Origin of the sequence: Kordiimonas sp. UBA4487, assembly GCF_002389025.1 — a bacterium.
Lineage (GTDB): Bacteria > Pseudomonadota > Alphaproteobacteria > Sphingomonadales > Kordiimonadaceae > Kordiimonas > Kordiimonas lacus.
On record NZ_DGNR01000011.1, the window covers coordinates 815,782 to 830,271 of the forward strand.

Below are 14,490 nucleotides of genomic sequence, written 5' to 3' on the forward strand. Positions count from 1 at the left end.
CCATGGCTGGCCTTAGGGAAAAACAAAAGGCGCAGCGCCGCGCCCTGATTGAAAAGGCTGCGGCGGACCTGTTTGTGGAAAAAGGATTCGCTGACACCACGATCGAAGAGATCGCCGAACGGGCGCTGGTGTCCGCCCCCACCGTCTATAACTATTATGGTACCAAGGGCGACTTGCTGCTGGCGCTTGTGGCGCGCGGCGAGGAGGGGATCGAGGAAGCTCAGGACGATTTTTCCAAACAGACCGGCACGCACACACCGTCCGAACTGGTGGCCAAGGTGATTCACTCGAACGTCAACGATACCCTGTCTGCCCTGTCGCGCGAGCTTTGGGGCCACGTGGTGGCCTTTGTGGCGACGGCAAGCGACCCCGCGGTTGCCCCCCGGTATATCGAGACCATCGCCAGCGGCCTGGGCACCGCGATTGAAAGCGTGCTCAGGAAATATCAGGACGACGGCAAGCTGCGGGCTGGTACAGACATGCACGAGCTGGCATTCCTGCTGACCCGCATGGAGCGCATCCACTTCCTGAATTATGTGTATCTGAAGGATATGACGGTCGAGGACCTGCACAACGCCATCGCGGCGGATGTCGCCATGATTGTTGGGCCTTATGAAATCTAGACATCTTTTAGTCGACTAAAAAAATAGTCACTAATAAAAATTTAGTTGACTATAAAAAATTAGCCTGCCATAAATTTGTCAAATGACATCGAAATGGGAGGAATAGCCATGACGGCTATCGGTAAAGTTTCTACATTCGCACTGCTTTCCACCACGGCGCTGTCGGGCGCATTCGCACCTGCCGCGATCGCACAGGATGCCGCAGACGAGGGAATCAGTTTTGAGGAAATCATGGTCACGGCCACGCGCCGGTCTGAATCTGTCCAGGATATCCCCTATAATATTTCCGCAGTGTCCGGCGCTGCCATCGATGCCGCCAAGGTGATCGACGCGTCGGAGCTGCTGCGCAACATTCCGGGTGTGGCGGTAAGCGACAAAGGTGCGCGGAACGCGGGCCAGGTGAACGGCATTCGTATCCGCGGCCTGAGCGTGGATAGCGCCAACCGCTCCGACGTGCCTGTAACCAGCGCGCCAACGGTTGCCACCTACATCAACGATACGCCGGTGTTCGGCAACATGATGATGAGTGACCTCGAGCGCGTCGAAGTGCTGCGCGGCCCGCAGGGCACGCTCTATGGCTCCGGTTCGCTCGGCGGTGCGGTTCGCTATATCACCAACAAGCCGGTGCTGGGCGAATTTGAAGGCTCTGTTGGCGGCACGCTGACGACCACCGCGGGCTCCGGCAGCCTCAGCTGGACGGGTGAAGCCATTGCCAATATCCCGCTCGGTGACACGCTTGCGCTTCGCGTGGTGGGCAGCAAGGTCGATTCCGCCGGTATCATCGATTATGTGAATGTCTATGAACTGGACAGCTCTGGTGCCCCCGTGGTGCCGGGCGATATCACAGACACCGATGCGGTCTTCACCTCGGTCAAGGACGCCGACACAGTAGACATTGATTTCCTGCGTATCAGCGCGCTGTTTGCGCCAAGCGATGCCTTTGATGCAGTGCTCACATACACGCGTCAAAGCGACGAAGTGGGGGCTCGCCGTGGCTCCGCAGAGGGTTTCCTGGACGGTTTTGGTAATGAGTATGGCCGCTATGAAGCCGGGTCTGTGCAACTAGAGCCTTCCCACTCGGATCTCGAACTTGCAAGCCTTGAAATGAACATAGACCTCGGCTTCGCGACCCTTACTTCGTCAACGTCCTACTATGAGCGCGATGGCCGCTCCATCAGCGAAAACACGGGCTTCTATGCCCAGAAAAACTGGCTGTCGGGTTTCTATTATAACTCGCCGCGTCCGCTTGCACGCGCCGACCGGGGCTATTCCGATGAAGCTTTCATCCAGGAAGCGCGTCTGGTGTCCCAGAGTGACGGGCCGTTCAACTGGGTTGCGGGTATCTATTACCACGACCAGGAACAGACGGCTGACCAGATCTCCACGCTGGCGGGCTACAGGGCCTGGGCGTCGACCGTGTTCCCATGGATGTCCAACGGCTTCGGCTATTCCGATATCGACAATGATTTCGATTTCGACAGCGTGACCAAGATCAAGGAAACCGCCTTCTTCGGTGAAGCGACCTATGATGTGAGTGACCGACTGAGCGTCACAGCGGGCATCCGCTATTTCGACAGCAAGGTCACCGCCGACGCCCGCATTGACCTGCCGTTCTGGAACACGCTGTTCGCACCGGCTGTGATCGAGGGTGAGACGTCCGGCAAGAAAGACGCGCTTTTCAAGTTCAACATGTCCTATGACGTGAATGACGATACCATGGTCTATGCCACCGTATCTGAAGGCTATCGCCGTGGCGGCGCAACTGCTGTGCCCACCACCGGCTTCTTCGCCGAAGACGAAAGCTGGCTTTCCTACGGCTCGGACTCCACCCGAAACTATGAGATCGGCATCAAGGGCGCGACCGCGGATGTCCGCTATAGTGTCAGCGGCTTTTATGTGGACTGGTCCAACCCGCAGATCAACACGGCGACAAGCAACTGGGGTTTCTTCACGGTCGCCAACGGCGACAGCGCCCGCTCTATCGGGATTGAAGCCGAAGTCGAAGGCTATATCGGCAACGCGCTGCACTATAACCTCGGCTACGCTTTCGCTGACGCCAAGCTGACCAGCGACTTCCTGTCGCCAACCGGCAGTGTGATTGCCACTGACGGCAACCAGCTCACCGGCGTGCCCAAGCATATGCTGAATATCGCGTTTGATTACACCACCGATATCACCAGCGAGATCCAGATGGTGGCACGGGTGAACGGTTATGTTCAAAGCAGCAGCCAGAACTATATCGACAATGATAACGCCACCCTTGGGGCAGAGCTTGGTGGCTTCTCCATATGGGGTGCGGGCCTGACCTTCACCAAGGGTGACATTGACGTAACGCTGTTCGCCAAGAATATCTTCAACAACCGCGGTATCTCGGCCGTTTACGGCGACGCCTATATGGGCACCGACGCCAGCCAGAACTATCTGGGCAGCGGCGCTAAAAGCGAAATCACGCTGCCGCGCACCGTTGGCCTTGCGGTCAAATATAACTTCTAAAGCGACGCTGAAAGCGTCCGTGGGGAAGGGGCTTCCCTTCCCCCCCTCATTTGCCGCATGCTCAGACATACCAGATGTCCCTGCAGCGGAGAGAGCCTTGTGAATATCATGACCGCCCTACAGCAAATTGATGCCCTGATGAAGGAGCGACGCCTGGCAGAAGCCGGTGACCTCGCAGCCCTTCTGGCGGAAAAGCATCCCACCAACCCGGATGGGTGGCGGCGGCTCGGGCGGGTTCACGAGGCCTCTGGTAACTTCAGCGCCATGCTCACAAGCTTCCAGAAAGTAGTCGAGCTGGCGAAAGAAGACCTTCACGCCCACCTCAAGGTGGCGCAGGCCCTGATCCAGCAAGGCGACCTGAAAGCCGCGACAGATGAACTCGCACGTCTTCGCGCGCTTGCCTGGGGCGACAGCTATCTGTTGATGCATACCGGCCAGCTGTATACGCACCTGTCGGTTTTTGATCTGGCCTATGACTGTTTCAAGCGCTCTGTCGCGCTCGCGCCAAAGGATACGCAGGCCCTCTACAACCTGGCGACTGCCGCCACGGCGGTGGGGGACCTTGATGAAGCCGTCGCACTTTATGATCAGGTTATCGCCCTGAAGCCGAGCGATTATGACGCTTACTATAACCGCGCCACGCTGCGGAAATGGACGGCGGACAATAATCACATCGCAGAGATGGAAGCGCTCTTGCGCTCAGGTGTCCCCGACATGAAGGGCGCCGTGCAGCTTTTCTACGCGCTCGCGAAAGAATATGAAGACCTCGGGGACGCGGGTGCGAGCTTTGCGCACCTCCGGCGCGGCGCCGACCTGCGCGCCTCCATGATGGCCTATCATGTCAGCACCGACACAGGCGCCATGGCCGATATCGAACGGGTTTTCAGTGCCGACTTTTTCAAAGGCGGTGTATCCACCTCAGACGCACCGGGGCCGATCTTCATCGTCGGCCTGCCGCGCACGGGCACGACGCTCGTGGACCGGATATTAAGCTCGCACTCAAGCGTCGACAGCCTTGGCGAAATTCATGATTTTGCCCAATCGCTGATGAGGCTCGCGGGCCCTGCTTCGAATAAGACAGACCTGATTGAAAAATCTGCGGCCCTTGATTTTGAGGCGCTCGGGGAAGCCTATCTCACCAGCACGGCGGCGCGCGGGCAGGCAGGCCCCTATCTGGTGGACAAGACGCCAGCGAATTTCCTGTATCTGGGCCTGATCGCCCGGGCCATGCCGACCGCCCGGATCATCCATCTGCAACGCGGGGCCATGGACAGCTGTTTTGCCATCTATAAAACCCTGTTCCGGCTCGGGTACCCCTATAGCTACCGGCTGGAGGATCTGGCCGACTATTTCATTGCCTACCGGAAGCTGATGGCCCACTGGCATGCTGTGCTGCCCGGCCGCATTCTGGATGTGTCCTATGAAAGCCTGGTCGCGGACCTTGATGGCCAGACGCGCCGGATGCTGGACCACTGTGGCCTGCCATTTGAGGACGCCTGCCTGACGTTCCATGAAAACAAAAGCGCGTCGGCCACGGCCAGTGCCGCGCAAGTGCGGCAGCCCCTTTATGCGTCCTCTGTCGGGCGCTGGAAAGACCATGCTGAAGCGCTGGCGTCCCTGAAGGCACGGCTTGAGGCCGCTGGTATAACCACCGAAGGGGGCGCGAAGTGATAGTGGGTGGCCGCATCTTCCTGTCTGCTGCTGTTCTCCTGCAGGCCGTGGGTCTGTCGGCCTGTGCTGCAGCGTCCGATCTTGATGCGCTGTTTGGCGGCGCGGCCTTCACGGACCCGCTTGATTTTGCAGATTTTGCCAAGCCCACGGGCGCCAGCCCGACAAGCCGGTTGATGGACGGCCACCTTGTGTTGGGCGGAAACCAGGCGGCCAGTGGCTTTGAAGCGCTGGATGATGCCGACGGCATCGCAGACGTGCCAGCCAACCAGGTCAACACCTTGCCGGCCATGGACATCTGGCTGGTGCAATCGGGCGACGCCATCGTGCCCGTGGTGCGCGGTATTGTGAACGCCCTGCACCCTTATTTCGACCTTGTCTTTTCCCCGGGCGCCGTGTGGCAGGACGACAGCGGCGACAACCGCATTTCCCTGCCGTTCGCGCTGATGGAAAAGAACGCCAACTGTATCCACAACGGGGTGCTGACTGTGCGCGTCAGCGGGTCGGGCCGGGCCAGCAAGGCGCTGGTGCAGGTAGCCAGCGAGACCTGCGGCTATTTCAAATTCAACCTGTGGGGCAGCTATGACGCGGAATGGGCCTATGCGGCCCCCCTCGGTGCAGACGGCGTGCGCGCGGCGTATGTCGCAGAGGTGGCGCGCCGCCTGCCGACGGCTCCGATCAAAAACCTCGCGGGCACGGATGCCGACGTCTTCGCTCAATCCGGCACCATCGCTTCTGACAATATGACCGTCTTTGGCGTGGTGCATGACGGTACGCATTATGTCAGCGGCTGCGACACGCGCTTCGGCGCCTACCCCTTCTGTGACACCATGACCCTGCCGTCCTATTCGGTCGCCAAATCACTTGCGGGCGGCATCGGCCTGATGCGGTTCGAGAAGCTCTATCAGGGTCTGAAAGACGCCACTCTGCAGCGTTTTGTGCCCCAGTGCACAGGCAGCCAGTGGCAGGATGTGACACTTGAGCATCTGGCGGACATGACCACCGGCAACTATGTCAGTGCCGAGGCTCACGTGGACGAAGGCTCCGCTGGCTATCTGCCTTTCTTCCTGGCGGAAATTTCAGCTGACAAGACAGATTTTTCCTGCCGCTATTTCCCGCGCAAGAGCCAGCCGGGCGAACAGTGGGTGTATCATACGTCTGATACCTACCTTTTGGGCGTGGCCATGAACGGCTTTCTCAAAAGTCGGCATGGCGGTGGTGCCGACTATTATCGTGATCTGGTGGCCCCGCTGTGGCGCGCGCTTCACCTCGGGCCGCTCAGCCAGGAAATCCGCCGCACGAGCGGCGCGAACCCTGAGCCCTTCAGCGGCTACGGCATGCTGTTTTACCGCGACGATATCGCCCGCATTGCCACGGCCCTTGCCGGACGCGACGCCCGACTTGAAACCATGCTGGACACCGGCCTTCTGGACAGCGCCATGCAGCGCGACCCTTCTGATCGTGGGTCTGAGGCAGGCAGCAGCACGTTGCGCTACAATAATGCTTTCTGGGGTTGGAATGCCAAGGATGCGCTTGGCTGCACGGGCGATACCTGGCTGCCTTTCTTCTCTGGTTATGGCGGGATCACGGTGGTGATGCTGCCGGGTGGCAGGGTCTATTATTATTTCAGTGACGGCTATAATTTTACATTTTCAGAACCGGTGAAAGAATTGGCGAAAGTCAGCCCGGTATGCGGGGTGACAGAATGATCGATACCGGCAATAAAGCACGCTTTCCGGTGGTGGCCCCCAATGGCCACCTGGCCAGTGTGCTGCTGGCCTTCCTGACAACGGCGGGGCTGTTTTATGTGAACATCATGCCCGCGCTGGTAAGCGGCCTTGTGGAGGGCCTCGGCTTTTCCAAGCAGGCCGCCGGCCATGTGGCGTCGGCCAATGTGTACGGCGCGGCACTGGGGGCGTTTGTGGCGGTGTTTGCCATCAAGCATCTCAGCTGGCGCCCGACGGCCATTGCGGCACTTTTGATCCTGATTGCGCTCGATGTCTTTTCCAGCACGATCGCGGACCCGACGCTGCTGACAGTCATGCGCTTCATCCACGGCTCAACAGGCGGCTTCCTTGTGGGCGTTGGTTTTTCCGTGATCGCGCGCACGCACGCGCCGGACCGCAGCTTCGGCATGCTCCTGATCGTGCAGTATGGTCTGGGCGGACTGGGGCTGATGTTCCTGCCCAAGCTGGTGCCGCTTTACGGCACGCAGGTGCTGTTTTTCGCGCTGATTGCCTTCAGCTTTGTCACGCTTCTGATGGTGCCCTTTATGGGGACTTATGCGCCCAAGGAAAAGACGGCGCTTTCAAATGAAAGCGGCGGTGAAGACAAGGTTTACCTGAAGCCCTTGGTGATGGCGCTGTTCGCGGTGTTTTTCTTCCAGGCGGCCAATATGGGCCTTGCGGCCTATGTGATTGAACTGGGCAAAAGCTTCGGGCTCAAGACCGGCTCCATCAGCACCACGCTTGGCCTCGCCAACTGGATTGCCGTGATTGGTGCGGTGCTTGTCTATGGGGTGGGGACCAACTTTGGCCGCCTGCTGCCGCTGATGGGCGGCCTGGTGCTGACTGCCGTCGGCATGATCCTGTTTCGTTTTTCCGGTGAAGTGGGCGTCTTTTTTGCCGCCAACATCATCACGGGCATCACCTGGGCCTTCCTGATCCCATACCTCCTCGGGATGTGTTCAGCCTTTGACGGGCACGGGCGGATGGCTGCGCTGTCGGGCTTTTTCTCCAAAATGGGCCTGGCGTCAGGCCCCTTCATCGCAGCCCAGGTGGTGGGCGATGACAATTATAACCTGATTATCAATCTGGCGGTTTCCGGCATCATCCTGTGTACGCTCGCGGCCTTTATGCCCGCGCGGCTCCTGGACCAGAAGGAAGCAGCCTACAAGGCGCCTGACCAGGGTGTGTTAGAGTAGGGAAGGGAACCAACCGTGAAACCATTTGCTATTGCAGGGTTGCAGCTGGATTTGAAGCCAAACGGCAATTTCGATCTTGTTGTGAAGAAAATCCGCACCACGCTTGTGCGCTATCCGTGGGTCCAGATGGTGGTCCTGAGCGAACTTGCAATCTGCGGCGCAGGCACCGGCACGGCTGAGCCCTTGCCGTCTGCCACCGAAGGCAAGCTGGCGGCACTCGCCAAAGAGCTGGGCATCTGGCTGGTGACAGGGTCGCTGTATGAAAAAGACGGCGATGAGGTCTATAACACCGCGTCGGTGATCAACCCGGCGGGTGAGGTGGTGACACGCTACCGCAAAATGTATCCCTTCTATCCTTATGAAGTCGGGGTGGCCGCAGGCACCGACATCTGCGTGTTCGATGTGCCGGACGTAGGCCGGTTCGGCCTGTCGATCTGCTATGACATGTGGTTTCCGGAAACCAGCCGCGCAATGGTGCTGGAGGGCGCCGAGGTGATCATCCACCCGACGCTCACGAACACGGCAGACCGCGATGTGGAATGCACCATGGTGCGGGCAACCGCCGCCCAGCAGCAATGCTATGTGGTGGACGTGAACGGTGCGGGCGAACAGGCGTACGGCCGGTCCGTGATCGCGGGGCCGGACGGCGAGGTTATCCACGCCGCGAGCGACGATGAGGAAATCATCGTGGTGGAGCTGGATATGGACCGGGTGACCCGCAGCCGCGAGCGCGGCGTTCTGGGCCTTGGCCAGCCGCTCAAGAGCTTCCGCGACGCCGCCCACACCTTCCCGGACCCACAGGCAAGCAAGGCGCTCAAGGCGCTCGGCCCGCTTGAGGTTCCTGCCCGGCACAAGTAGCCTCTATAAGCGGTTGATCCGATATGGCGTCAGGTCCAGTGCGGGCTTTTCGCCGGTCACAGGGTCGCGCATCACCGCACCTGTCACGGCGCCGAGGGGGGCTGGCCTTGCCTGTCCCGGAACGGCAGCCGTGACAATTTTATGAAAATTGCATGCACGGCTTGGCCGGTTGTATCGCTCGTGCTATACGCTAAGTTCACGCGTCAGGCACCCACCGCGTCATCAGGTAATCTAAGCGAGAATCAAACATGCCCATCTCAAATGCAAACGACCTTTTGGCTCAGGCCAATAATGTAACCGGTTACATTGATCCTTCCGTGGCTATCGGCCTTCAGGGAATCACCGATACTTCGACCCAACTTCCTTTCCTGGACCTGACAAAGATGATGCGGCCCTGGTTCGGGGTCTCCGACACCGAAGGGTATGTGGATTATGAGTCCTTCCGGCCCTTGATGACGCTGGATGAAAATGGCTGGCCGACAGAAATGGTGGACGGGTTTCACAGCATCCAGACCATCTTCGATTGGGACCTTGGACCCATTGCCGAAGGGGCGAATGCGGGACGGGCGGGTGTCTATGTGCTGCAGTATGAAGGCGAAGGCGACATCAATATCTTCGGTGTCAACATCAATATATTGAGCGAGACAGACGGTAAAATCGTGTTCGAGAATACCAGTGGCGGCACGTTCGGTTTCGAGATCGCGAACACCGACCCGGCCAATACCGGTGACTATATCAGGGATATTTCCATCGTTCGGGAGGAACATCTGGAGCTCTATCAGGCGGGCGCGGTCTTCAATCCAACCTGGCTCGACCTTGTGGACGATATGCGCGAATTTCGCTTCATGGATTGGATGAACACCAATCATTCCCCGATTTCCGAATGGTCCGATCGGCCACAGGTGGATGACTTCACCTATGCGGCCAACGGCGTCCCCATTGAGGTGATTGTCCAGCTGGCCAACGAAGCGGGGACCGATATCTGGATCAACATCCCCCACCTGGCAACTGACGACTATGTGGAAAACATGGCCCTGTATATCAGGGACAATCTGGACCCGGCCCTGAAGGTGACCGTGGAGTTTTCAAACGAGGCATGGAACACCATCTTTGCCCATTCTGCCGAAATGGACGCCCTGGGCCAGGCCGCGTTTCCGGGTGTCGAGCCCAGCTATCAGGTTCGGCTTGACTGGTACGGCATGCGCGCGTCCCAGGTGATGAAGATCTTTACCGAAGTGTATGGTGACCGGGCCGAAGACAGCCTCGTGCGGGTCGCCGGGTCCATGACGGACAACACCTGGGTGACCGAGCAGGTCCTGACCGCCTCATCCTGGCAGCAGACCGATCCGGAAGGGTACGAGCCGCCACATACCTATTTCGACGCCGTGGCCGTCACCACCTACTTCGGGGGTGCGGTCCCGCTTGATGACACGCATCGGCAAACCATTTTGGATGCCATAGACGACCCCGCAGTGGATGCGTTCGATGTAACGGCAAACCTTCTGCGGGACCCGAATGTGGAAAGCTCGATCCCGCAGGTTCTGGATGCCCTTGCCACCCAGCAGGCTTTCGCGGCCGACTATGGCCTCGCGCTTCTGTCCTATGAAGGCGGGCAGCATATCCACCACTATGCCGGGACCAATGGGTCCAGCCTTATCCTCAGCGATTTTCTGGCTGACTTTGTGCGGTCGGACCAGATGGCCGAGTTGTATCAGGAACTGTTTGACGGCTGGCAGGCAGTGGGTGGCGAAGCCTTCATGCAATTCGTGGATGTCTCGGCGCCGGGCCAGTTCGGCTCCTGGGGCTTGCGGGCCTTTCTGGAGGACACAAACCCGCGCGCAGAATTGATCGACACCCTCAATGCCACCGTATCGCCCTGGTGGGAAAGCCGGGGCGGCACCCATTTCCAGCAAGGGGTCCAGGCTGAGGGAACCAGTAGCGACGACACACTGATCGGCACTTTGCAGGAAGATTATCTGGTTGGCTCAAGCGGGGACGATGTGCTTGTTGGTGGGGCGGGCGATGACGGCCTGCATGGCGGCGACGGCACCGACATTGTGCTGCTGAGCGGTACAGCCGATGACTATGAAATCAGCGTGGAAGGTTATGGCTACCGCGTCGTGGGCCCGGACGGGTCCGACCGCCTTGTCGCTGTTGAAACAATCGAGTTCGCCAACGGCACGCAGATACAGCTTGATCCGCTGCCGGTACCTTCAACGTCAGGCGGTTCAGGCGGCGGTGGTGGTGGTGGTGGTGGCGTGCCGGCCACCGGAAACCACTATGAAATCAGCAACTATATCTTTGGCCACAGCCTGGTGAATTATCAGGAAGTGCCGGAAACGGCCATGCCCTACTGGCTGCATCAGCTGGCAGATACGGCCGGGAATGACTATGCCTTCACCGGTCAGTTCGGCTTCCTGCGCCTTCATGACGACCTGAACCCGGTCTCCCAGTGGGGTTTTGCAGGGGTGCCCAACCCATGGAACTCGGAATCCGGCACCAGCTTCGCCGATGCCGATTTCACTACCGTCACAATCACGCCGGGCAATTTCATCCAGGGGCTGGCGCCTACGGAACCTTTCGAAGGCGAGAACCCCGAGGGCACAACCCCGCTCCAGTCTACGCTCACCATCATTGACTGGGTGCAGGAACAGGAACCCGGCGCGGTTATCTATATCTATGAAAGCTGGCCGGACATGGCAGCCCGACAGCTGTCGTTCCCGCCGACGGAAGCTGAGTTCGCGATATATCACGACTACGCCCAGGGGGAGTTCCACGACTGGTTCGAGACGTATGTCGATGCGATCCGGGAAGCGCGCCCAGATGTGGTCGTGGAGCTGATCCCGGTTGGATCGCTGATCAGCCAGATGCTGACAGACGACAGCTTGGGTCTGGGCGGCATCACGCCAAGTGACCTCTATGTCGATGCCGACCCGCACGGTACGCCCACCATGTATTTCCTGTCTTCGCTGATCAATTATACTGCCCTGTATGGTCAGCCAGCGCCTGATACCTTCCAGGTTCCGGATGACGTTCATCCGCTGGTTCAGCAGAATTATGCGGCTATCGCCGATTTTGTCTGGCAGGCCGTGGGCGACGAACTGGCGCATGTCGAACCGGTGGAGGGGCCGGGCACAGGCGGGGGTACGCCTTTGCCGGGTCCTGATCCTGAAATCCCGGTTTATACTTTCCAGGGCGACGACGGCGATAATCTGTTCATCGGGTATGACGACCATCAGCGCTTCCTTGGCGAAGGCGGCTTCGACACTGTGGACTTCAGCGGGTCTGCCGGTGGTATCGCCATTGATCTGGGCACAGGGACCGGGACTGCAGGCGATGCCATCTGGGACGAATTCCATTCAATCGAAGCAGTGATCGGCACCAATGACAATGACACGATTTCAGGTGGGGATGAGGCCAACGCCCTGTCCGGGCGCGGCGGAACTGACATCCTGTTCGGCGCTGGCGGGGCGGACACCCTTCACGGCGGCGACGGTGAAGATCTCTTGCTGGGCGGTGACGGCGATGACCAGCTGTATGGCGACACAGACACCGCAGCATCCGACACGCTTGTTGGCGGCGACGGCAATGACCATGTGAACGGCAGCGGTGGCAATGACCTGCTGATCGGCGGTGGCGCTGAAGTAGCGTTTACCGTGGCCGGAAACGGCTATGTGGGTAGCGGCGAGCATGACGGTTCAGACTATCTGATTGGCGAAGAGGGCGACGACACGATCATCGGCGGCGGTTGGGTAGACGGCATTGTTGCAGCCAACGGCCAGTTCGACGAAGGCGAAGCCCTCACCTACGGCACCGACAGCGATACCATGAAGGGCGGCGCCGGTGATGATGTGTTTCATGCGGCGTCGGGTGACGACATCATCATGGCCGGGTCGGGTGCCGACAGGGTGTTGGCAAACGCGGGCGACGACAAAATATACGCCGGCAGCGGCAGTGACTGGATTGACGGCGGCTTGGGTGCAGATCTGATCTTTGGCGGCAACGGCAATGACACGATTTTCGCAGGCAACGGCGAGGATGTCATCTGGGGCGGTGCAGGCGACGATCTGCTGTCCGGCGGCGGCGGCGCAGACCTCTTTGTCTTTGGTGCCGGGCACGGCCAGGATGTGATCATGGATTTCGACATAAACCAGGACACCCTGAAGCTTCGGGCCCATGATGGCTATTTCGCGGATTTCGACGCGGTGGTTGCCGCGGCCAGCGACTATCGAGGCAGCCTGTTGATCGACTTAGGAAACGGTAGCGTCCTGATTGAAGGATACAGCGTCGCTGACCTGGCCACCATGGCGATCGAAATTTAGGCTACGGCAGGCTGGCTTTATCCTGCGGCACACTGATTGCCGCAGGATGGTCCGGCTCCGACATTCAGATTCCCATGCCGCCCTTGCGCGGCTTGGGAAGTTCTAGGGCGGCAAGTTAAATGCCGTCAACGCCTTCCCGGACCCGGTCGAAGGGGCTCCGGGCCTTGGTCCCACTTAAGGTCCTCCGGCACCGGTAACCCGCTAAAAGCGATTGAGCCGGTATGGCGTCAGGTCCAGTGCGGGCCTTTCGCCGGTCACCAGGTCACGCATCAGCGCGCCGGTGATGGCACCGTGGGTCAGACCCATATGGTTATGGCCGAAAGCGGCATAGATGCTGTCATGGTTCGGCATCGGGCCCATCACCGGCAGGCTGTCCGGCAGCGTGGGGCGGAAACCCATCCACGGCGTTGTGGCCTTGGCGTCAAGCCCAGGCAGCAGGTCCTGCCCCAGTGGCAGCAGGGCATGGGCGTGGCGGTCCTTGGGCGGCAGCTTGAGCCCGCCCAGTTCCACCCGGCCCGCGAGCCTCAGGCCCCCGTCCATCGGCGTGGCGACAAAGCGGCGTTCGAAAAAGGTGGTGGGCACGCGCGGCTGGGCGCTCGGGCCTTCGAGCATCAGATGGTAGCCGCGCTCGGTCTCAAGCGGCACTTTATGGCCCAGCATGCGCATCAGCTGGTGCGACCAGGCACCCGCCGCGATCACCAGCTTTTCCGTGCGCACCCGGCCGCGGTCTGTGGCCAGCACCGTGCGGGCACGGCACGGCTCAATGCCCAAGACCGCCTGTTTTTCAATATGGCCACCTAGGCGCACGAAATGCCCCGCCAGCTTGCGCACCAGTCGTGCCGGATCTGTCACATGTGCAGAATGCGGGAACCGTAGCGCGCCCCTGAGCGATGAGTTTAGCGCCGGGTCAAAGGCTTTCAGCGCCGGGGCGTCCATCAGCTCCGTTTCCACATCGAAGGCGGCCAGTGCCTGCTGTTCATGTTTGGCGCCGGCCAAGTTTTTCTCGGCCTCATACACCACCAGGGTGCCGTCTTCATGGAGGAGGTCACCCAGGCCGAATCGCTGATGCAGGCTGCGGAACGCCGGCAAGGCGCGGGCGTTCAGGGCGGCAATCGCCGCGGTGGCGCGGGCCACTTGTGCCAGGCGCCCGGCCCACAGGAACCGCATCAGCCATGGCGTCAGCCGTGGCAGGTAAGGCATCCGGATCGACAGCGGCCCGTTGGGCGCCATCAGCATTTTCGGCACCTGCAGAAGCATCGCGGGGCTGGAGAGCGGAAAGATATGCTCGACCGCAATATGGCCGGCGTTCCCGAACGAGCATTCCTCGGCCACGCCCTTGCGGTCCAGGAGCCAGACATCATGGCCCGCCGCCTGCAGTTCAAGCGCCGTACACACGCCGATAATCCCGGCGCCCACCACAGCGATTTCGCAGTCAAGCCGGTGTGAGCGCGCGGGCGCGTGCCCTTTAAAGGGGGCTGGGTTGTTCATGGCAAGCCTTTCCTACAAAACGCGAAGTGACATCAAATCAGGACTTGAAATAACATATTGTATACAATATACACAATTCAAATTTTGAATGTGGCCACAGAAAAATGGCTGTTTG

General features: G+C 59.8%; 8 protein-coding genes. 7 read left to right on the forward strand and 1 reads right to left on the reverse strand.

Annotation, left to right across the window (positions count from 1 at the left end; translation table 11 throughout):
- Positions 1-2 precede the first annotated feature (2 nt).
- The 7 genes from B3Z17_RS09350 to B3Z17_RS09380 all read left to right on the forward strand — a co-directional run bounded on the left by B3Z17_RS09350 (position 3) and on the right by B3Z17_RS09380 (position 12,887).
- Positions 3-623, forward strand: a complete 621-nt coding sequence (locus B3Z17_RS09350) for a TetR/AcrR family transcriptional regulator (protein ID WP_068309160.1) — start codon at positions 3-5, stop codon at positions 621-623.
- A gap of 108 nt (positions 624-731) precedes the next feature.
- Entirely contained in the window at positions 732-3,116 is a 2,385-nt protein-coding gene (locus B3Z17_RS09355; protein WP_286829551.1) for a TonB-dependent receptor, read from the forward strand.
- Between the two features lie 108 nt (positions 3,117-3,224).
- The gene (locus B3Z17_RS09360; RefSeq protein ID WP_286829592.1) at positions 3,225-4,787 is read left to right on the forward strand and encodes a tetratricopeptide repeat-containing sulfotransferase family protein; all 1,563 of its coding nucleotides are present in this window, start codon (positions 3,225-3,227) and stop codon (positions 4,785-4,787) included.
- Positions 4,784-6,493 carry a serine hydrolase domain-containing protein gene (locus B3Z17_RS09365; protein ID WP_286829552.1) on the forward strand — a complete coding sequence of 570 codons (1,710 nt, stop codon included), beginning with the start codon at positions 4,784-4,786 and terminating at the stop codon, positions 6,491-6,493. Before B3Z17_RS09360 ends, B3Z17_RS09365 begins: the two co-directional genes overlap by 4 nt.
- Positions 6,490-7,707, forward strand: coding sequence for an MFS transporter (locus B3Z17_RS09370; protein ID WP_286829553.1), 1,218 nt, complete (start codon positions 6,490-6,492; stop codon positions 7,705-7,707). Before B3Z17_RS09365 ends, B3Z17_RS09370 begins: the two co-directional genes overlap by 4 nt.
- Positions 7,708-7,722: 15 nt before the next feature.
- A complete protein-coding gene (locus B3Z17_RS09375; protein ID WP_286829554.1) occupies positions 7,723-8,565 on the forward strand; it encodes a carbon-nitrogen hydrolase family protein in 843 nt (280 codons plus the stop codon).
- Positions 8,566-8,813: 248 nt separating this feature from the next.
- On the forward strand, positions 8,814-12,887 hold the full coding sequence (locus tag B3Z17_RS09380) for a calcium-binding protein (RefSeq protein ID WP_286829555.1): 4,074 nt from the start codon (positions 8,814-8,816) through the stop codon (positions 12,885-12,887).
- A gap of 201 nt (positions 12,888-13,088) precedes the next feature.
- Here the strand turns inward: B3Z17_RS09380 and B3Z17_RS09385 are convergent, their stop codons facing one another.
- The gene (locus B3Z17_RS09385; RefSeq protein WP_286829556.1) at positions 13,089-14,375 is read right to left on the reverse strand and encodes an NAD(P)/FAD-dependent oxidoreductase; all 1,287 of its coding nucleotides are present in this window, start codon (positions 14,373-14,375) and stop codon (positions 13,089-13,091) included.
- Positions 14,376-14,490 lie beyond the last annotated feature (115 nt).